Genomic DNA, 19664 nt, shown 5'->3' with positions numbered 1-19664 from the left:
ATGAGCCGGAGCAGGTACGTCCGCGACTGGCGCCTCCCGCCGGGCTGGCGGCCGCAGCGCGACGCCGGCGTGTTCGGCGACGGCGGTGCGCCCCTCTTCGCCGACCCCTGGGACGTCCTCGAGCCGCCGGGCGGCGAGGTCACCGTCGCGGTCCTCGATCCGACGGCGGCCCCGGACCCGGCCCCGGCGGACCCGGCCGCCCCGGCCGCGGCGGTCCCGGCGCCGGCGGTCGGGGCGCACCGGCGCCCTCCCACGCTCCTGGTGGAGCGGCGCGGCCTGACCCGGCCCACCGGCAAGGCACGTGGGCGTCTCGAGAGCCCCCCGCCCGTCGAGCCCGGGCAGCCGGTCACGCCCGGCCACCGGACCGTCAGCAGCCCGCACGGGCCGGTGGCACTGCTCTCCACCCGGCCGTGGGCCGGCACCGGCCCGGACGTGCGGGTCGTCGCCGTCGTCGTCCCGAAGTGGTCCCGCGACGCCGTCGTCCTGACCCTCACCTGGGACGACGAGTCCGGCATGGCGGAGCTCGAGCGGCTCGCCGAGCGGCTCGTGCAGGATCTGGAGATCGTCGTCGAGGCTCCCGGTGAGCACCCCCGGAGACCGGGGACGCGCGGGGGCAGCCGGCGGCCGGCTGCGGCCGGGGCCCGGGCCGGCGAGGTGTTCCCGCCCGCGGACTGGGTCGGGACCCGCCTCGGCGGCACCCCGGGGGCGCTCGCCGGGAAGCTGACCGCGCTGGTCCTGCGGGTGTTCGGCACGCGGACGTTCGGCCGTGCCACCGCCGCCGCGTGGGCCGGGCTCGTCGTGGTGCTGGCGGCCTTCGCGCTCACGAACGGCTCACTCCGCACCCTGCTTCTCCTGCCGGGGGTGCTGGTCGCCGTCCTCCTGCCCGTGCTGCTCGCCTGGCGGAGCTGGACGGTGGTCCACGGGGTGATGACGGACGGTCGCGGGTGGAGCTCCCCGCTGCCTGACAGCGGGCAGGCGTCCGGGCTGCTGCACTACCTGGTGGCCGCGGCGCTCCTCGGTGCGATCGCGCTCGGGCCCACGATCGGCAGCGGGGCGGCGCCGTGGTACCTGACCGTCGCGGCGTGGGTCGACGTCGTCGCCCACACGATCCTTCTCGTGCTGGAGGCCGGGCGCGGCCTGGCGCCGCGAGCGGGTGCCTGGTGGGAGGCTCGCCGCGCGCGGTCCGGCGCCCCGCGGGACGACCTGGGATGATGGGGCGGTGAAGCTCTACCGGGACGAGGCTGTGGTGCTGCGCACCCACAAGCTCGGTGAGGCCGACCGGATCATCACCCTGCTCACCCGCGAGCACGGCCGGGTGCGCGCCGTCGCCAAGGGCGTGCGGCGCACCTCGAGCAAGTTCGGGGCGCGCCTCGAGCCGTTCGGCGTCATCGACGTGCAGCTGCACCTGGGCCGCAACCTCGACACGATCACCCAGGTGGAGACCATCGCCCCGTACGGGCGGTCCCTCGGCGCCGACTACTCGCTGTACACCACGGCCACCGCGATGGCGGAGACGGCGGGCCGGCTGACCGAGATCGAGCGAGAGCCGGCCCCGCAGCAGTACCTGCTCCTGATCGGGGCCCTGCACGCGCTCGCCACCCGGCGCCACGCGCCATCGCTCGTGCTCGACTCCTACCTGCTGCGCTCACTCTCCGTGGCCGGCTGGGCGCCGAGCTGCTACGACTGCGCCCGCTGCGGCGCCGACGGCCCGCACCGGGCCTTCAACGCCGCCGCGGGCGGGGCGGTGTGCGACGGCTGCCGGCCCCCCGGCTCCGCCTCGCCGGCCCGCGAGACCATGTCCCTGCTCGGCGCGCTGCTCTCGGGGGAGTGGGACGACGCCGACGCCTCCGACACCCGGCACCGGAAGGAGGCCTCCGGCCTCGTGGCGTCGTACCTGCAGTGGCACCTCGAGCGTCAGCTGCGCTCCCTCCGCCTGGTCGAGCGCGCATGACCCGGTCGGCCCCCGTCCCACCCCCGCCGCACCACTCCGGCGAGGTGGCTCCGCGCATGGACCCGCGCTTCGTCCCGAGGCACGTCGCCGTCGTCATGGACGGCAACGGCCGCTGGGCCAACGCGCGCGGGCTGCCCCGGGTCGAGGGGCACAAGGCCGGCGAGGCGGCGCTGCTCGAGGTCGTCGCCGGAGCGATCGAGCTGGGCGTCACGCACGTCTCCGCCTACGCGTTCTCCACCGAGAACTGGAAGCGCTCGCCCGAGGAGGTGCGTTTCCTCATGGGCTTCAACCGGGAGGTCCTCCACCGGCGCCGCGACCAGATGGACGAGTGGGGCGTGCGGGTGCGCTGGGCCGGGCGACGGCCGCGGCTGTGGCGGTCCGTGATCGCCGAGCTGGAGCGGGCGGAGGAGCAGACCCGCGACAACACCGTGTGCACCCTGACGATGTGCGTGAACTACGGCGGGCGGGCCGAGATCGCCGACGCCGCGGCCGCCATCGCCCGCGAGGTCGCCGAGGGCCGGCTGGACCCGGCCCGGGTCACGGAGCGCACGGTCGCGAAGTACCTGGACGAGCCCGAGCTCCCCGACGTCGACATGTTCCTGCGCACCGGCGGCGAGCAGCGCACGTCCAACTTCATGCTCTGGCAGTCGGCCTACGCGGAGATGGTCTTCATCGACGACGCGTGGCCCGACGTCGACCGTCGCACCCTGTGGCGGGCGGTCGAGACCTACGCGCGGCGGGACCGTCGCTACGGCGGCGCGGTGGACCGCCCCGCGACGGACTAACGGCTCGGCGCGCCGGTCGGGGGCCGACCGCTGCGCCGTCCGCGCCGGAGGTCCCGGTCAGCGGTCGAGGTGCGGGGAGCGGGCGGTGGCGTCGTCGGGGTCGAGCTCCTCGTCCCCGTCCCGGTCAGCAGCCACGAGCAGCACGCTCGCGGCCCGGCGCTCCTTGCGCCGGTGCATGGCAAAGGTGGCGAGGAGGACGACGACGACGGCCACCAGCGCCCCCAGCGCCAGCGGCGAGCCGGCCGCGGCGGCCAGCGCCGCCTCCCACACCGCCCAGCCGATCGTCGAGTAGATGGCCGCCCACGCCAGGGCGCCGGGGACCTGCGCGAGCGAGTAGCGCGGCCAGGTGATGCGCAGGACGCCCGCGGCCACCTGGATCATCGACTGGAAGCCCACCGTCAGGTAGGACAGCGGCACCGCGAGCAGCCCCCACCGGCGGATCGCGGTGATCCCGCGGTCGACGCCGCCGCCCTCCAGCCAGTCGTGGACGCGGCGGCGCCACCCGGCCGCCGGATGCGTCCGGCGCAGGGTCTGTTCCGTGACCACCCGGCCGGCCCAGTACATGGCCTGACCCCGCACGGTGGCCCCGAGGTAGAGGAACCCGAAGGTGAGCCAGAAGGGCCAGGAGGCGAGGAACTCAGGCACGTGGGCCCTCCGCGTACTCCCGTGCGGCGCACCCGGCGCACGTGCCGAAGAGCTCGGCCGTGTGGTCCACGTCCACGAAGCCGTTGTCCTGGGCGACCTTCGCGGCCCAGCGCTCGACGGTGGCGCCCTCGATCTCCACCGTCCGGCCGCACTCCTTGCACACCAGGTGGTGGTGGTGGGTCTGCCGGGCGCACCGGCGGTAGAGGGTCTCGCCGTCGTCGATGCGGAGCACGTCCACCTGGCCGGCCTCGGCGAGGGACTGCAGGGTGCGGTACACGGTGGCGAGGCCGACGGCGCTGCCGTCCGCCCGCAACATCTCGTGCAGCTGCTGCGCGCTGCGGAAGTCCTCGGTGCGTCCGAGGAGCTCGCTGACCGCGGAGCGCTGCTTGGTCATCCGCAACATCTCACACCCCCTCGCGGACCTCGACGTCGTCCTCGACGTCCAGGTGCGGGTCACGGTGCGCTGCCGGTCGGCCGAACAACGGACGCACGACCGAGACCACGGCGTACAGCCCGATCGCCAGGACGACGATGGTCGCGCCCGGCGAGAGCGGGTGCAGGTAGGTGATCGTCAGGCCGACCACGCTGACCAGCGCGCCGATCACCATCGCGGTGGTCATCGTGGAGCGGAACGAACGCGCGAACAGCTGGGCGACCGCGACCGGGACGATCATCAGCGCCGAGACGAGCAGCACGCCGACCACACGCATCGACACCGAGACGGTCAGGGCGGCCATCACCGCGAGGAGGACGTTCAGCGCCCGGACCGGCAGGCCCGTGGCCCGGGCGAACTCCTCGTCGTGGCACAGCGCGAACAGGGCGGGACGCAGGCCGAGCCCGAAGCCCAGCAGGACCGCCGCCAGCACCACCGTGAGCCAGACGTCGAGCGTGCTGACCGACGCGATCGAGCCGAACAGGTACCCGTTGAGGTTCGCCGTGGTGCCACCCGCGAGGCCGATGAGCAGGACGCCGCCCGCGATGCCGCCGTAGAAGAGCAGCGCGAGGGCGACGTCGCCGCTCGTCTTGCCGCGCTCGCGCACCACCTCGATGAGGACGGCGCCCACGACGGACGCGACGACGGCGCCGGGGACGGCGAGGACGTCGCGGTCGGTCAGGCCCGCGGCGCTGCCGGCGAGCCAGCCCATCGCGACCCCGGTGAGCGCCACGTGGCCGATCCCGTCCCCGAGCAGGGCCAGGCGGCGCTGGACGAGGTAGGTGCCCATGACCGGGGCGGCCACGCCGACCAGGACGGCGACGACCAGGGCGCGCTGCATGAGCGGGCTCGCGAGGAGCTCGCCCAGGGTGGTGAGGAGGTCCATCACAGCTCCACGGTCAGGTCGGGGGCGTGGTGCACCGGCGCGGCGCCGCCCTCGTGGGCGTGCTCGTGCTCGTGCGCCGGGTCGTCGTGCCCGGCCGCCGGGCGGGGCGGCTGGCCGTCGTGGATCACGCGGCCGTGGCGCAGGACGACGCAGCGCTCGACCAGGGGGCCGAGCTCGCCCAGCTCGTGCAGCACGACCAGGACGGTCGTGCCGGCGTCGTGCAGGGCGGTGATGGTGCGGGCCAGCGCCTCCTTGGACTCGCGGTCGATGCCGGCGAGCGGCTCGTCGAGCACGAGGAGGTCCGGCCGGCGCACCAGCGCCCGGGCGATGAGGACCCGCTGCTGCTGGCCGCCAGAGAAGACCTGGACGCTGTCCCGGGCGCGGTCGGCGAGGCCCACCTGGGCCAGGGCGTCCATCGCGCGGGCGTGCCCGGCGCGCCCGATCCGGAACCGGCGCCCGTCGAGCAGGCCGGAGCTGACCACCTCGAGCGCGGTGGCCGGAACTCCCGCGGTGGCGGTGACGCGCTGAGGCACGTAGCCGACGCGCGACCACGGGACCGTGCGGGCCTGAGTGGTGACGTCCTGTCCGTAGAGCTGCACGCGCCCGCGGGTGACCGGCACCACGCCCACGAGCGACTTGACCAGCGTCGACTTGCCGGAGCCGTTCGCGCCAAGCAGGGCGACCGTCTCGCCGTCGCGGATCGTCAGGTCGATCCCGCGCAGCACGGTGGAGGCGCCCAGGACCACGGTGAGGTCCTCGGCCCGCACCGGTGGTGCGCCGCGCGAACGGTCGGGGCCGCTCACGCGCACCCCAGCGCGGTGCGCAGCGCCTCGAGGTTGGCGCGCATGACGTCCGGGTAGTCCCGCGACGCGTCCACCTGGCTCTCCAGCGGGTCGAGCACCGCAACCTCGACGCCGAGGTCCGCCGCGAGGGACTCGGCGACGGCAGGGTTGACGAGGTTCTCGGTGAAGATGGTGGTGACGTTCTTGTCCTCCACGACCTTGCCGATCTCGGCCAGGCGGGCGGGGGAGGGCTCGGCCTCCGGGTCCAGGCCCGAGATGCCCACCTGCTCGAGGTCGTAGGCCTCCGCGAGGTACCCGTACGCCTCGTGCGCGACGACGATCGTACGGGTCTCGCACTGCGCGAGTCCGGCCTGCAGCTCCTCGTCGAGGGAGGCCAGCTCGGTGCCCAGGCGCTCGGCGTTCGCGGCGTACTCGCCGGCGTTGTCCGGGTCGGCGGCGGCGAGCTCGTCGGCCACCGCGGTCGCGACGGCGGCGAGCCGGTTCGGGTCCAGCCAGAAGTGCGGGTCGCCGTCCTCGTGGGCGTGGCCGGCGTGGTCGTCGGCAGCCGCGCCGTCCGACGTCGCCTCGTCCTCGTGACCGACTTCCTCGTGGCCGTCGTCCTCGGTGTGCACGCCGGCGGCCTCGGAGACGTCGAGGGCGTGGGCGGGGGAGGTGACCGCGAGAGCGTCGTCGAGGGCGGCCTGGAAGCCCGCGAGGTAGACGACCGTGGCGTCGTCGAGCTTCGCGACCGCAGCGGGGGAGAGCTCGAGGTCGTGCGGGTCGACACCGGCGGGGGTGATCGACGCGACGGTGACGTGCTCGCCGCCGACCTGCTCGGCCACGTACTGCAACGGGTACAGCGCCGCCAGGACCTCCGTGCCACCGTCGCCCGGCGCGGCGCCCGCCGCCGTGCCGCCGCCACCGTCCGAGCAGGCGGCGAGCGGGAGGGCGAGGGCGGCGAGCAGGGCGCCGCCGCGGACGAGAGAGTTCATGAGGATGATTCTCAATGAAATTGAGAACGGGTGTCAACTTCCCCGGCGGTGAGGTCGCTCTCGCCCGTCGCACGGACGGCCCGGCGGTCGCGGTGCCGCGGGAAGGGGCGCGGCGAGCGGCTCGGGAGGATGCGCCGGTACCTCGCCGACATGGGTAGGTTGGTCCCGCACGGAGGGAGCCTCAGCGCATCCCGCCGCCGCCGCCCGCGCCAGCCAGGTGCGGGTCACCGATCAAGCAGGAGAGTTCACCCCGTGGCCACACCCTCGCGCCTGGACAACGTCATCAACCTCGCCAAGCGGCGCGGCTTCGTCTACCCCTCCGGGGAGATCTACGGCGGCACCCGCTCCGCGTGGGACTACGGTCCGCTCGGCGTGGAGCTGAAGGAGAACATCAAGCGCCAGTGGTGGCGCGCGATGGTCACCTCCCGCGACGACGTCGTCGGCCTCGACTCCTCCGTCATCCTGCCGCGTCAGGTCTGGGTGGCCTCCGGCCACGTCGGGGTCTTCACCGACCCGCTCACCGAGTGCCTGAGCTGCCACAAGCGCTTCCGCGCGGACCAGATGGAGGAGGAGTACGAGGAGAAGAAGGGCCGCGCGCCCGAGAACGGCCTCGCCGACATCGCCTGCCCCAACTGCGGCACGCGCGGGCAGTGGACCGAGCCGCGCGACTTCAACATGATGCTCAAGACCTACCTCGGCCCCGTCGAGGACGAGTCGGGCCTGCACTACCTGCGGCCGGAGACGGCGCAGGGCATCTTCGTGAACTTCAACAACGTCATGACCTCGGCCCGGAAGAAGCCGCCGTTCGGCATCGGCCAGATCGGCAAGTCGTTCCGCAACGAGATCACGCCGGGCAACTTCATCTTCCGTACGCGCGAGTTCGAGCAGATGGAGATGGAGTTCTTCGTCGAGCCGGGCACGGACGAGGACTGGCACCAGTACTGGATCGACGCCCGCACCGACTGGTACACGGGCCTGGGCATCTCCCGGGAGAACCTGCGCCACTTCGAGCACCCGCAGGAGAAGCTCTCGCACTACTCCAAGCGCACGGTCGACATCGAGTACCGCTTCGGCTTCCAGGGCAGCGAGTGGGGCGAGCTCGAGGGCATCGCCAACCGCACGGACTTCGACCTCTCCACCCACGCCGAGCACTCGGGGCAGGACCTGTCCTACTTCGACCAGGCGAAGAACGAGCGCTGGGTGCCCTACGTCATCGAGCCGGCCGCGGGCCTGACCCGGTCGCTCATGGCCTTCCTCGCCGAGGCCTACACCGAGGACGAGGCCCCCAACACCAAGGGCGGCGTGGACAAGCGCACGGTGCTCAAGCTCGACCCGCGCCTCGCCCCGGTCAAGGCCGCGGTGCTGCCGCTCTCCCGCAACGAGCAGCTCTCGCCGGTCGCCCGCGACCTCGCCGCGGAGCTGCGCGGCTACTGGAACGTGGACTTCGACGACGCCGGCGCCGTGGGCCGCCGCTACCGGCGCCAGGACGAGGTCGGCACGCCGTACTGCATCACGGTGGACTTCGACTCCCTCGAGGACCAGGCCGTCACGGTGCGTGAGCGCGACACGATGGCCCAGGAGCGCATCTCGCTGGACAAGGTGCGCGGCTACCTCGCGGAGCGGCTGCCCGGCTGCTGAGGCCATCCCGCCGTCGTCGTCGGCCGTGGCGAGGGGGTCTCCCCACGCCACGGCCGACGCGCTGACGGCCTCATGCCGTCGCGAGTGGCCGCGACCACGGCCCCCGCGCCTCATGCCGTCGCGAGTGGCCGCGACCACGGCCCCCGCGCCTCATGCCGTCGCGAGTCGCCGCGACCACGGCCCCCGCGCCTCATGCCGTCGCGAGTCGCCGCGACCACGGCCCCCGCGCCTCATGCCGTCGCGAGTGGCCGCGACCACGGGCCCCCGAGGTCGAGGAATTGGTTCAAGATTCGGTTCCCTAGAACCAATCGCTCGACCTCGATGATGGTCGGCGTGGTTCCCGACCCGGGATGGTCGGCGTGGTTCCGGACCCGGGATGGTCGGCGTGGTTCCGGACCCGGGATGGTCGGCGTGGTTCCGGACCCGGGATGGTCGGCGTGGTTCCGGACCCGGGATGGTCGGCGTGGTTCCGGACCGGGGACGTCACGGCGCGTCCTGCCCGCCGTGCGCGGCCGTGGCGGTGAGCATGGAGCGTGCCCCACTCACACTCCCATCTGCCTGCCGGCGCCGAGAACGCCTCCCTCGCTCCTGCCGAGGCGCGCCGCGCGCGCTGGATCCTGACGGCGCTCGTGGTCCCGCTGCTGGTAGGGACCGTCGTCGCGCTCGTGGCGATGTGGCCGCGCGGCGAGACGCCGATCGGGTCCGTCCCGCTGGCGGGCACCGGGATGACCATCGAGGCGGGCACCGTCGTCGAGGTCGTGGACGCCACGGCACCCGGGGCGACGACGGACGGCCAGGTCCGGGTCGAGCTCTCGAGCGGGAGCAACGCCGGCCAGGTCGCCCCCGTCCAGGTGCCGCCGGAGATCATGGCCAACGGCATGGAGGTCGGCGACCGGGTGCGGCTGATGTTCAGCCCCTCCGCGATGGGGACCGGCAGCCCCTACGTGTTCTGGGACTTCGAGCGCACGGCACCCGTGGGCTGGCTGGCCCTGCTCTACGCCGTCGTCGTCCTGGCGGTCGCGCGCTGGCGCGGCCTCGCCGCGATGGTGGGCCTGGCGGGGTCGCTCGGCGTGATCGTGGTCTTCGTCATCCCGGCGATCATGCTTGGTCAGCCGCCGCTGCTCGTGGCCCTGGTGGGCTCGTCGGCGATGATGTTCCTCTCGCTGTACCTGGCCCACGGCGTCTCCATCCGGACCACGACGGCGCTGCTCGGCACCTTCGTCGGGCTCGGCATCACCGTGGCCCTGGCGGCGTGGGGCACGCGCTCCGCCAACCTCACCGGGACGAGCTCCGAGCAGTCCCTCATCCTGCTCGGGACGTTCCCGAACCTCTCGCTGACCGATCTGCTGCTGTGCGGCATGGTCATCGCCGGCCTCGGCGCGCTCAACGACGTCACGATCACCCAGGCGTCGGCGGTGTGGGAGCTGCACGCAGCAAACCCTGCCGTTCCGCGCCGGCGCCTTTTCACCCGGGGCATGCGCATCGGCCGCGACCACATCGCCTCGACGGTCTACACCCTCGCCTTCGCCTACGTCGGCACCGCACTGCCGGTGCTCATGGCCGCCGCCCTCATGGACCGCGCGGCCCTCGACACCCTCATGGCCGGCGAGATCGCCGAGGAGGTCGTACGAACCCTCGTGTCCTCGATCGGCCTGGTGCTCGCGATCCCCGTCACCACGGGCATCGCCGCCGCCCTGGTGCGCACGAGCAGGCCGGGGACCCGCAGCCGGCCGCACGAGGACGAGCTCGGGCGGTCCGCGGAGGTCTCCGCCGCGGCGGCCCGCTGAGGGGCGCGCGGCATCTCACACCGCCGCGGGCTGACCGGTTTGCCACCACCAGGGACAATGGCGCGGTGAGCGCGCTGCAGATCGGACCCGTCACCGTGGGGAGCCCCGTCGTCCTGGCCCCCATGGCCGGCGTGACGAACCCGCCCTTCCGCAAGCTGTGCCGCGAGGCGGCCCTCGAGGCCCTGCCGGCCGACGCCCCCGCGGCGGTCCCCGGCGCACACGCCCCCGCCGGGCTGTACGTCACCGAGATGATCACCTCGCGCGCGCTCGTCGAGCGCACGCCCGAGACGATGCGCATGATCACCCCCGACCCGGAGGAGCCGGTCCGGTCGGTCCAGCTCTACGGGGTGGACCCGGCCACCATCGCCGCCGCGGTGCGCATCCTCGTCGCCGAGGACCGTGCGGACCACGTCGACCTCAACTTCGGGTGCCCGGTCCCCAAGGTCACCCGCAAGGGCGGCGGTGGGGCCCTTCCGTGGAAGCGCGACCTCTTCGAGGCCATCGTCACCGGCGCCGTCCAGGCGGCCCGCGAGGCCTCTGCCGCGCGCGACCGCGAGGTCCCCGTGACCGTCAAGATGCGCATGGGCATCGACGACGAGCACTTCACCTACCTCGACGCCGGCCGGATCGCCGAGCGCGCCGGCATCGCCTCCGTCGCGCTCCACGCCCGAACCGTGGCGCAGTACTACTCCGGGCAGGCCCGCTGGGAGGCGGTCGCCCGCCTCAAGGAGGCCGTGACGACCATCCCGGTGCTGGGCAACGGCGACATCTGGTCCGCCGAGGACGCCGCGGAGATGATGCGTCAGACCGGCTGCGACGGCGTGGTCGTGGGTCGCGGCTGCCAGGGCCGCCCGTGGCTGTTCACCGACCTCGTGGCCGCCGCGCATGGCTCCGACCGCCGCGTCACCCCGGGCCTGCGCGAGGTCGCCGCCGTCATCCGCCGCCACGCCGAGCTGATGGTCGAGCACTTCGGCGAGGAGGACCGGGCGCTGCGGGAGATGCGCAAGCACATGTCCTGGTACCTCAAGGGGTACGTGGTCGGCGGCGAGGCCCGGCACGCGCTCGGTCTCGTCTCCTCCCTCGCCGAGCTGGACGAGCGGCTGGCCGTGCTGGACCTCGACCAGCCCTACCCGGGCGAGGCCGCCGAGGGGCCCCGCGGGCGCGCGGGAAGCCCGAAGCAGCCGCACCTGCCCGAGGGCTGGCTCGCCAGCCGCGACGTCGACGAGGAGCTCCGGGCGGTGCTCGCCCAGGCGGAGCTCTCCGTCTCCGGCGGCTGACGAGCCGCGCTCAGCGCCTCGCCCAGACCGTGGCGTCCTGCGGGACGGTCACCGCTGCGCCGTCGTCCGCCGTCGGGGCGGAGGCGGCGACAACCTCCCAGCCGGCCGGCAGCCGCACAGGCGCCTCGCCGAGGTTGGTCAGCACCAGGACGTCGGGGCGGCCGGGCGCGGCGTTGACGAACGCGACGACGTCGTCCGACCCGGCGTGGTCCTCGTGCCAGGCGAGGGAGCCGAGACCCAGCCCGAGCTCGCGCCGCTTCCGAAGCGCCGCGCGGTAGAGCTCCAGCGTCGAGGTCGGCTCGCTCTCCTGGGCGTCGACGGCGTACGCGTCCCAGCCCGCGGGCTGCGGCAGCCAGGACAGCCCGGCCGAGGAGAAGCCGAACGACGGCGCGCCCGCCTCCCAGGGCAGCGGCACCCGGCAGCCGTCGCGGCCCTTCTCGGCGCCGTGGGTCCGGAAGAACGCCGGGTCCTCGCGGGCGTCGTCGGGCAGTGTGGTGTGCTCCGGCAGGCCGAGCTCCTCGCCCTGGTAGAGGTACGCCGACCCCGGCAGACCCAGCATCAGCAGGGTCGCCGCGCGGGCGCGCCGCAGCCCGAGGGCCGGGTCGGGCTGGACGTCCCCGGCGCCGATGCCGTTGGGGCCCTTGCCGGTCTCGGGCAGGCCGAGGCGGGAGGCGTGGCGCACGACGTCGTGGTTGGAGAGCACCCAGGTGGTCGGTGCGGCGACGGCGTCGTTGACGCGGTAGGACTCCTCGACGCAGCTGCGAAGCCGGGCGGCGGACCAGGGGGAGACGAGGAAGGCGAAGTTGAACGCCTGGTGCATCTCGTCCTCGCGCACGTACCGGGCGAGGCGCTCGAGCGGGTCCACCCATGCCTCGGCCACGAGGATGCGCTCGCCCGGGTACTCCTCGAGCACGCGCCGCCAGGAGCGGTAGATCTCGTGCACACCGTCCTGGTCGAACATCGGCGGGTGGGCGCGGTGGCGCCCGCCCTCCTCCGCACCCGCCACCATCTCCACGTGGCCGCCCCAGTCCGGCAGGCCGGCGGCCTTGACGAGGCCGTGGGCGACGTCGACGCGGAAGCCGTCCACCCCCCGGTCCAGCCAGAAGCGCAGGACCGACTCCATCTCGTCGTGGACCTCGGGGTTCTCCCAGTTGAGGTCGGGCTGGCTCGAGTCGAACAGGTGCAGGTACCACTGGCCGTCCCGCTCCCACGGGCTGCCCGCGGCGTCGTCGCGGTCGCAGACCCGGGTCCAGGCCGCGCCGCCGAAGATGGACTCCCAGTTGTTCGGCGGCTCCTCGCCCACCTCGCCGCCCCCCTCGCGGAAGACGTACCGGGCCCGCTCCGGGCTGGCGGGCCCCGCCTCGAGCGCCGCGCGGAACCACGCGTGCTCGTCCGAGGTGTGGTTGGGCACGAGGTCGACGATGACCCGCAGGCCCAGGTCGTGGGCGCGCGCGAGCAGCGCGTCGGCGTCCGCGAGGGTGCCGAAGCGCGGGTCGACGTCGCGGTAGTCGGAGACGTCGTAGCCGCCGTCGTTCTGGGGCGAGCGGTAGAAGGGCGAGAGCCAGAGGGCGTCGACGCCGAGGGCGGCCAGGTGGTCCAGCCGGGCCGTGATGCCGGGAAGGTCGCCCATCCCGTCGCCGTTCCCGTCCGCGAAGGACCGCGGGTAGACCTGGTAGATCACCGCATGACGCCACCACGCCTCGTCCCGGCCGGGTTCCGGGGTGTGCACGGTCAGGGAACGGGTGGGGGTACGGACGGTCACTTCTCTCCTACGTCGATCTGGTCTGGTCGGGGGCGGGGACGTGTTGTCGGCAGCGGGTTCGTCGGCCTGGGCCGCCCCGGACCACGGTCCGCGAGCGCGGCCCGGTGCCGGCGTCGGCCGGTCGTGCCGCACAAGCCTCGCCCGGTCCGGCTGGACGGGCCTCGGACGGCCGGGCGCACCGGCCACCTGCCGCGAGGCGCGCCGGTCGGACGCGCCGCTCGGCAGGCCCGGCCGGCGGGAAGCCGTCCGCCAGGGTCGCACGAGCCGGGGCTCGCACGCACATCGGCCGGGCGGCTCGCCGCCGGCTCGGGCCGACGTCGGCCGGGGCGGCTCGTCGTGGCTCGTACGGGCATAGTCCGGGCGGATCCTGACGCTGGCGACGGGGCGACGACGCCGGACTCAGTAGGCCGGGGGCGCGGCGTCGGTGGAGCCGCGGACGATCAGCTCGGGGACGAAGATCAGCTCGCCCCGGGGCACCTGCGACCCGCCGATCTCCGCCACCAGCGTGGTGACCGCCGCCTGGCACATGGCGGCGACCGGCTGGCGGATCGTGGTCAGCGGCGGGTGCGTGAAGGGGATGAGGGGGGAGTCGTCGTACCCGATGACGGAGAGGTCCGCGGGGACCTGCCGCCCGTTCGACCGGGCGGCCCGCACGACGCCGAGGGCCATGAGGTCGGACCCGCAGATGATCGCGGTGCAGCCGGCCTCGATCAGCTCGGTGCCCGCCGCCACCCCGCCCTCGACGGTGAACAGGGTCGTCACGACGCTGGGCCGGGGCTCGTCGACGTACTCGGCCATGGCCTCCTCGAAGCCCACGCGCTTGCGGTGGGCCGGCACGAAGCGTTCCGGGCCGATCGCCAGGCCGATCTTGCGGTGCCCCTGGGAGACCAGGTGACGGACGGCCAGCTCCATGCTGCCGCGGTCGTCGGTGGAGAAGGACGGGGCGTCGATCGCCGGGTTGTGCCCGTTGAGGAGCACGAACGGCAGACCGCGCTCGCGCAGTCGCTGGTAGCGCGCCGGGTCGGCGCTCGTGTCCGCGTGCAGGCCCGAGACGAAGACGATGCCGTCGACGCCGTGCTCGAGGAGCATCTCGACGTACTGGTCCTCGGTGGTGCCGCCGGGGGACTGGGTGCACAGCAAAGGCGTCAGGCCCATGGTCGAGAGCACTGACTCCACCGCCTGGGCGAAGGCCGGGAAGACGGGGTTGGACAGCTCGGGCACGATGAGGCCGACGAGCCCGGCCGAGCGGGCGCTCAGCTTGTCCGGGCGCTCGTAGCCGAGCATGTCGAGGGCGGCCAGGACGGCCCGGCGCGTCTCTCCGGCGACGCCGGGCTTGTCGTTGAGCACCCGGGACACGGTGGCGGTGCTGACGCCGGCCTGCTCGGCGACGTCGGTCAGTCTGGTGCGCCCTTGCATGGCAGACCCGGCTTTCTCCTACGTGCACGCGGCGATGCGCGCATTGACGATGAAACTGTTGTCTGAAAGTTACTGCAAGAAGTTGCAATCGCGCTACTTCCCGGTCTACTGTCCACTCATCCGGACCGGTTCCGTCGGCGACGGGCCACCCGCGACTGAATATTCCATCAATCTCACAGGAGACGAAGATGCGACGGAGCATCACCCTTGCGGCAGCGGTCGGGATGACCCTGACCCTGGCCGCGTGCGGCGGCGGAAGCCCTGAGGCGGACACCACCGCCGAGCCCGCGGCGGGCGAGACCTCTGCGGCCGCCGGCGACAGCGGGACGCTCACCATCTGGGTCGACGAGACGCGCCAGGCCGCCGTCGAGGCCGCCGCCGCGGCGTTCGAGGAGGAGACCGGCGCCACCGTCGAGACCGTCCTGAAGAACTTCGAGGACATCCGCGCGGACTTCCTCGCCCAGGTCCCCACGGGCGAGGGCCCGGACATCACGGTCGGCGCGCACGACTGGCTCGGCGAGATGACCGCCAACGGCGTCGTCGCCCCCATCGAGCTGGGTGACAAGGCCGGCGAGTTCGAGACCGTCGCGGTCGAGGCCTTCACGCAGGACGGCCAGGTCTACGGCCTGCCCTACGCGGTCGAGAACATCGGACTCATCCGCAACACCGCGCTCGCCGCCGAGGCGCCCGCCACCTGGGACGACGCCGTCGCCGCCGGCCAGGCCGCCGGCACGAAGTACCCGATCCTCCTCCAGCTGGGCGAGGAGGGCGACCCGTACACCATGTACCCGATGCAGACCTCCTTCGGTGCGCCGGTGTTCGTGCAGAACGAGGACGGCTCCTACGCCCCCGAGCTCGCGCTCGGCGGGGAGAACGGCAACGCCTTCGCCGAGTGGCTGGCCGCGCAGGGCGAGGCGGGCACGCTGGACACCGCCATCACCTACGACATCGCGGTGGAGGCCTTCGCGAACGGCGAGTCGCCCTTCATCATCGGCGGACCGTGGATGGTCGCCAGCTTCGAGGGCCTGGACCTCGCGGTCGACCCGATCCCGAGCGCCGGCGGCGAGCCCGCCCAGCCGTTCGCGGGCGTCCAGGGGTTCTACGTCAACGCGCAGAGCGACAACGCCCTGCTCGCCAACGACTTCCTCGTCAACTTCATGTCCACCGAGGAGGCCCAGCTCGCCCTCTACGAGGCGGGTGACCGTCCCCCGGCTCTGATCGCCGCCGCCGACACCGCCTCTTCCGACCCGGTCACCGCCGGGTTCCGCGAGGTCGGCACCGACGCGGTGCCCATGCCCTCCATCCCGGAGATGGGCTCCGTCTGGGCCTTCTGGGGCGTCACCGAGGCCGCGATCGTCAACGGTTCCCAGGAGCCGGTGGCGGCCTGGGAGAAGATGGTCGCCGACATCCAGGGCGCGCTCGACGCCGCCTGAACCACCCCCGGGCGGGTGCGCGGCTCCGGCCGCGCACCCGCCCGGACCGCTCCAACCCCCGGGGTCGACGACGAACCCCACGAACGGTCAGGCAACGACAGCCTGACGGAGGTCCCTCATGAGCGCCCGCACCGACGTGGAGCGACAGGCCCAGGACGCACGGCGGCCTCTGCCGCCGGCCCCGCGCACCTCGCACGCCCGAACCTTCACCCGTGGCTTCCTCGCCAAGGTGGTGCTGATGGCGCTGGTCAACGCCTTCGGCGTGTACGTGATCCTGGCCGCCTGGGCCGCCGAGTCCTACGGCGTCATGGGCGTGATGATCGCGCTCGTCCTCGCCGCCGACTACGTGTACTTCTCGAGGCGCACCCTGCCGATGAAGTACCTGCTTCCCGGGCTGGCGTTCCTGCTCCTGTACCAGGTCTTCGTCGTCGGCTACACCGGGTACGTGGCGCTCACGAACTACGGGGACGGCCACAACTCCACCAAGGAGGACGCCGTCGAGGCCCTCCTCATCCAGAACGAGCGGCGCGTCGAGGGGTCGGCCGCATACCCGCTCGCCGTGCTCGACGACGGCGGCGAGCTGGCCTTCGCGATCGTCGACGACGGCGAGGTGCGCGTCGGCCGCGCCGAGACGCCGCTGGAGACGGTGGGGGACGCCGTCGTCTCCGACGGGACCGTCACCGAGGTCCCCGGCTACGAGGTGCTCCCGCGCCAGCAGGTGCTCGAGCGTCAGGCCGAGGTCACGGCGCTGCGGGTGCCGGTGTCCGAGGACCCCGCGGACGGCTCGGTCCGCACCCAGGACGCCCGCAACGGCTACGTCTTCGTCTCGACCCTGACGTACGACGAGGGCGCCGACACCATGACGGACACCCTCACCGGGACGGTCTACACCCCCAACGACGACGGCATGTTCGAGGCGCCCGACGGCACCACCCTGCCCGTGGGCTGGAAGGTCTTCGTCGGCCTCGAGAACTTCGCCACCGCGTTCGGCGACGCGCGCTACTCCGGGCCGTTCCTCCAGGTCCTGGCGTGGACCCTCGCCTTCGCGGTGCTGTCCGTGGTCACCACGTTCCTGCTCGGGCTCTTCCTCGCGATGGTCTTCAACGACGAGCGCGTGCGGGGCCGCAAGATCTACCGCACGCTGCTGATCCTGCCCTACGCCTTCCCGGGATTCCTCGCCGCCCTGCTGTGGTCCGGGCTCCTCAACCGCCGCTTCGGCTTCATCAACTCGGTGCTGCTCGGCGGGGCGGAGATCCCGTGGCTCACCGACCCGTGGCTGGCGAAGCTGTCCGTGCTGGGGGTGAACCTGTGGCTGGGGTTCCCGTACATGTTCCTCATCTGCACCGGCGCCCTGCAGTCGATCCCGAAGGACGTGCTCGAGGCCGCCAAGATCGACGGCGCCGGCCGCTTCCGCACCTGGCGCTCCGTGATCATGCCGCTGCTCATGGTCTCCACCGCACCGCTGCTGATCTCCTCCTTCGCCTTCAACTTCAACAACTTCAACCTGATCTACATGCTCACCGGCGGCGGGCCACGCATGGCGGACGCCTCCGTCCCCATCGGCCACACCGACATCCTGATCTCGATGGTGTACTCGATCTCCGGCCTGGACGGCACCGCTGCCAAGGACTACGGCCTGGCCAGCGCCCTGTCGATCGTGATCTTCCTGATCGTGGCGACCATCTCGGTGATCAGCTTCCGCCGCACCCGCTCGCTCGAGGAGATCAACTGACATGGCCACCTCAACTGTCCCCACGGCGGCGCCGGTCAACCGGGTGAGCCGCAGGCGCTGGTTCAGCGAGGTCGGCTGGCGGCACGTCGTCGGCGTCGTCGCCGTCGTCTACGCGGCGTTCCCGATCGTCTACGTCATCTCCGCCTCGCTCAACGCGGGCGGCACCCTCACCGGCTCGAACGATCTCTTCAGCGAGGTCAGCGGCGCCAACTACGCCGAGCTGAACGGCACGTACTTCTGGACCTGGGCGCGCAACACCCTCTTCATCGGCACCGTCACCGCCGTCGGCACGGTCCTCATGGGTGCGGCGGCGGCGTACGCGTTCTCGCGGTTCCGGTTCACCGGTCGGCGGGTTGGCCTCATGGCGCTGCTCGTGATCCAGATGTTCCCGCAGATCCTCGCGTTCGTCGCGATCTTCCTCCTGCTGCTGGGGCTGCGGAACGTCGTGCCGGTCCTCGGCCTGAACAGCCAGATCGGGCTGATCTGCGTGTACCTCGGCGGCGCGCTCGGGGTGAACACGTTCCTGATGTACGGGTTCTTCAACACCGTCCCGCGCGAGCTGGACGAGGCGGCGAAGATCGACGGCGCCTCGCACGCCCAGATCTACTGGACGATCATCCTGCGGCTCGTCGCGCCGATCCTGGCGGTGGTCGGCCTGCTGTCCTTCATCAGCACGTTCTCCGACTTCGTCATCGCGCGGGTGATCCTGCAGTCGGAGCAGAACTGGACCCTCGCGGTCGGTCTGTACGGCTGGGTGTCCTCGCTGCTGGACGCCAACTGGGGCCTCTTCGCCGCCGGCGCGGTGATCAGCGCCGTACCCGTGCTGGTGCTGTTCCTCTTCCTGCAGCGCTACATCGTCGGCGGCCTGACGGCGGGCGCGGTCAAGGGCTGACCCGCCGCTGCCGTCAGGCGAGCGAGATCCACACGGTCGTGTCCGGCGGCAGGTTGACGACGCCGTCCCGCGCGCCGAGCAGCTCGTCGCTGGCGTGCAGGATCTCCCGCTCGACAGGCACGAGCACGTCGCGCTCGGACAGGTTCGTCAGCACCAGCACCTCCCGGTTGAGGAAGGCCAGGGTCTCGGGTCCGGGTGCGTCGTCGACCCAGGCCAGCGGACCGGTGCCGAGCGACAGCTCTCGGCGCAGCCGGAGCGCCTGCCGGTACCGCTCGAAGGCCGACCCGGGCACCCCGCGCTGCTCGTCCGCCAGGCGGGCCACCTCGGCGATGGTCCCGGCAGGGTCGTCGGGCCGTGGCGCGAGGCCGACCGCCTCGCCCTGGGGGACGTACGTGGTGCCCGGCAGGGCGGCCATCAGCAGGGTCGCGGCACGGCGCCGCCGGCCCGCCGCCTCGGGGTCGAGACCCCACGAGGGGGCGGAGGCGTGGGTCAGGTCGGTCAGGGTCCAGCCGGCCGGGGCGCCGACGGCGTCGCGCTGCAGGTAGGAGTCGGAGATCGTGGCGCGCAGCGGGGCGGCCTCCCACGGCGTCACGGCGAGCCGGTCGTCGCGGGTGACGTGCAGCCAGTCCTCGTGGAGGTGCTCGGCCAGCGCCTCCGGCTCCCGGGCGGTGACCGCACCGGTCAGCACGGCGTCCGCGTCCGCGACGAGGGCGTGGAGCGCGCCGAGGTCGATACCCGCGTGGCCGTGCTCGCCGGCCCCGAGGCTGACGCCGAGGTCGATGCCGTCGACGCCGTGGGCGACCCAGGCGGACGCCCGGGCGAGGTGCCAGCCGTCACGGTCCGCCCCGCCCTCGTCGGTCCCCATGAAGGAGACGATCACGCGGATGCCGCGCTGGTGCGCGCGGCGGAGGAAGTCCTCCACGACGTCCCGCGCGGCCGGGTCGTCGGGAGAGACCGCGGGGACGCGGATCAGCAGGGCGTTCGCCCCCAGTCGCGCGACGTGGGAGACGCCGGCCGACATCGCGGCGAGCGCGTCGAGGTCCGCCGTCCCGAGCACCTGGTAGACCACGGCCTGCTGCCACCAGGGCTGGCTGCCGCGGGCGCCGCGGTGCACGAGCGTGGTGGTGGTGACCTCGCCGAGCCTGTCGAGGGCCCGCTCGCGCTGCTCCTCCGCCGGAGCCAGCTCGCCCATGCCCGCGTCGTCCATGTGGGTGTCGGTCACCCGCCCATTGTGGCTCACGAGCGCCGACGGC

Annotated in this window: 17 protein-coding genes; 9 read left to right on the top strand and 8 right to left on the bottom strand. The window is 73.2% G+C overall.

The features are described 5' to 3' along the window. Genes ABD774_RS03010 through ABD774_RS03000 form a run of 3 tightly spaced genes read left to right on the top strand, consistent with a single transcriptional unit; the run spans position 1 to position 2736 of the window. Entirely contained in the window at positions 1–1212 is a 1212-nt protein-coding gene (locus tag ABD774_RS03010) for a hypothetical protein (RefSeq protein WP_345037477.1), read from the top strand. A 7-nt stretch (positions 1213–1219) separates the two neighbouring features. After that, the gene (gene recO, locus ABD774_RS03005) at positions 1220–1951 is read left to right on the top strand and encodes a DNA repair protein RecO (RefSeq protein ID WP_345037475.1); all 732 of its coding nucleotides are present in this window, start codon (positions 1220–1222) and stop codon (positions 1949–1951) included. Beyond that, positions 1948–2736, top strand: coding sequence for an isoprenyl transferase (locus tag ABD774_RS03000; RefSeq protein ID WP_345037473.1), 789 nt, complete (start codon positions 1948–1950; stop codon positions 2734–2736). Before recO ends, ABD774_RS03000 begins: the two co-directional genes overlap by 4 nt. 57 nt (positions 2737–2793) lie before the next feature. Here the strand turns inward: ABD774_RS03000 and ABD774_RS02995 are convergent, their stop codons facing one another. Genes ABD774_RS02995 through ABD774_RS02975 form a run of 5 tightly spaced genes read right to left on the bottom strand, consistent with a single transcriptional unit; the run spans position 2794 to position 6474 of the window. After that, positions 2794–3381 (bottom strand): DedA family protein, encoded by a 588-nt coding sequence (locus ABD774_RS02995; protein WP_345037471.1) that lies wholly within the window; start codon positions 3379–3381, stop codon positions 2794–2796. After that, positions 3374–3784, bottom strand: coding sequence for a Fur family transcriptional regulator (locus ABD774_RS02990; protein ID WP_345037468.1), 411 nt, complete (start codon positions 3782–3784; stop codon positions 3374–3376). The genes ABD774_RS02995 and ABD774_RS02990 overlap by 8 nt, the downstream gene beginning before the upstream one ends. A gap of 1 nt (position 3785) precedes the next feature. Continuing rightward, positions 3786–4700, bottom strand: a complete 915-nt coding sequence (locus ABD774_RS02985; RefSeq protein WP_345037466.1) for a metal ABC transporter permease — start codon at positions 4698–4700, stop codon at positions 3786–3788. Then, a complete protein-coding gene (locus ABD774_RS02980; protein ID WP_345037464.1) occupies positions 4700–5503 on the bottom strand; it encodes a metal ABC transporter ATP-binding protein in 804 nt (267 codons plus the stop codon). The genes ABD774_RS02985 and ABD774_RS02980 overlap by 1 nt, the downstream gene beginning before the upstream one ends. Beyond that, a complete protein-coding gene (locus tag ABD774_RS02975) occupies positions 5500–6474 on the bottom strand; it encodes a metal ABC transporter substrate-binding protein (protein WP_345037462.1) in 975 nt (324 codons plus the stop codon). Before ABD774_RS02975 ends, ABD774_RS02980 begins: the two co-directional genes overlap by 4 nt. 252 nt (positions 6475–6726) lie before the next feature. Between ABD774_RS02975 and ABD774_RS02970 the strand changes: the two genes are divergently transcribed. The 3 genes from ABD774_RS02970 to dusB all read left to right on the top strand — a co-directional run bounded on the left by ABD774_RS02970 (position 6727) and on the right by dusB (position 11176). Beyond that, entirely contained in the window at positions 6727–8112 is a 1386-nt protein-coding gene (locus ABD774_RS02970) for a glycine--tRNA ligase (protein ID WP_248256119.1), read from the top strand. A gap of 533 nt (positions 8113–8645) precedes the next feature. Then, positions 8646–9899, top strand: a complete 1254-nt coding sequence (locus tag ABD774_RS02965) for a YibE/F family protein (protein WP_345037460.1) — start codon at positions 8646–8648, stop codon at positions 9897–9899. Between the two features lie 122 nt (positions 9900–10021). Continuing rightward, positions 10022–11176, top strand: a complete 1155-nt coding sequence (gene dusB, locus ABD774_RS02960) for a tRNA dihydrouridine synthase DusB (protein WP_425554446.1) — start codon at positions 10022–10024, stop codon at positions 11174–11176. Positions 11177–11186: 10 nt separating this feature from the next. Here the strand turns inward: dusB and ABD774_RS02955 are convergent, their stop codons facing one another. Together ABD774_RS02955 and ABD774_RS02950 are read right to left on the bottom strand one after the other, a co-directional pair. After that, complete coding sequence (locus ABD774_RS02955; protein WP_425554440.1) at positions 11187–12938, bottom strand: glycoside hydrolase family 13 protein; 1752 nt, start codon at positions 12936–12938, stop codon at positions 11187–11189. A 399-nt stretch (positions 12939–13337) separates the two neighbouring features. After that, positions 13338–14354, bottom strand: coding sequence for a LacI family DNA-binding transcriptional regulator (locus ABD774_RS02950; protein ID WP_345037455.1), 1017 nt, complete (start codon positions 14352–14354; stop codon positions 13338–13340). Between the two features lie 188 nt (positions 14355–14542). Between ABD774_RS02950 and ABD774_RS02945 the strand changes: the two genes are divergently transcribed. From ABD774_RS02945 to ABD774_RS02935, 3 genes are all read left to right on the top strand, one after another. Beyond that, positions 14543–15787: a sugar ABC transporter substrate-binding protein gene (locus ABD774_RS02945; protein ID WP_345037453.1), complete on the top strand. Its 1245-nt coding sequence runs from the start codon at positions 14543–14545 to the stop codon at positions 15785–15787. Positions 15788–15905: 118 nt separating this feature from the next. Beyond that, positions 15906–17519 (top strand): ABC transporter permease subunit, encoded by a 1614-nt coding sequence (locus ABD774_RS02940; RefSeq protein ID WP_345037451.1) that lies wholly within the window; start codon positions 15906–15908, stop codon positions 17517–17519. Between the two features lies 1 nt (position 17520). Next, a complete protein-coding gene (locus ABD774_RS02935) occupies positions 17521–18411 on the top strand; it encodes a sugar ABC transporter permease (protein WP_345037449.1) in 891 nt (296 codons plus the stop codon). A gap of 13 nt (positions 18412–18424) precedes the next feature. Here the strand turns inward: ABD774_RS02935 and ABD774_RS02930 are convergent, their stop codons facing one another. Continuing rightward, positions 18425–19633: an alpha-amylase family protein gene (locus tag ABD774_RS02930; RefSeq protein WP_345037447.1), complete on the bottom strand. Its 1209-nt coding sequence runs from the start codon at positions 19631–19633 to the stop codon at positions 18425–18427. Between the last annotated feature and the right edge of the window lie 31 nt (positions 19634–19664).

The organism is Georgenia daeguensis, from assembly GCF_039537705.1.
Lineage (GTDB): Bacteria > Actinomycetota > Actinomycetes > Actinomycetales > Actinomycetaceae > Georgenia > Georgenia daeguensis.
Note: the sequence above shows the minus strand (reverse complement) of the source record. Positions and strands in the feature narration are given on the sequence as shown.

Coding starts and splice junctions, on each gene's coding strand:
- ABD774_RS03010 (WP_345037477.1), top strand. CDS start 1: ATGAGCCGGAGCAGGTACGTCCGCGACTGGCGCCTCCCGCCGGGCTGG.
- ABD774_RS03000 (WP_345037473.1), top strand. CDS start 1,948: ATGACCCGGTCGGCCCCCGTCCCACCCCCGCCGCACCACTCCGGCGAG.
- ABD774_RS02990 (WP_345037468.1), bottom strand. CDS start 3,784: ATGTTGCGGATGACCAAGCAGCGCTCCGCGGTCAGCGAGCTCCTCGGA.
- ABD774_RS02985 (WP_345037466.1), bottom strand. CDS start 4,700: ATGGACCTCCTCACCACCCTGGGCGAGCTCCTCGCGAGCCCGCTCATG.
- ABD774_RS02975 (WP_345037462.1), bottom strand. CDS start 6,474: ATGAACTCTCTCGTCCGCGGCGGCGCCCTGCTCGCCGCCCTCGCCCTC.
- dusB (WP_425554446.1), top strand. CDS start 10,022: ATGGCCGGCGTGACGAACCCGCCCTTCCGCAAGCTGTGCCGCGAGGCG.
- ABD774_RS02950 (WP_345037455.1), bottom strand. CDS start 14,354: ATGCAAGGGCGCACCAGACTGACCGACGTCGCCGAGCAGGCCGGCGTC.
- ABD774_RS02945 (WP_345037453.1), top strand. CDS start 14,543: ATGCGACGGAGCATCACCCTTGCGGCAGCGGTCGGGATGACCCTGACC.
- ABD774_RS02940 (WP_345037451.1), top strand. CDS start 15,906: ATGAGCGCCCGCACCGACGTGGAGCGACAGGCCCAGGACGCACGGCGG.
- ABD774_RS02935 (WP_345037449.1), top strand. CDS start 17,521: ATGGCCACCTCAACTGTCCCCACGGCGGCGCCGGTCAACCGGGTGAGC.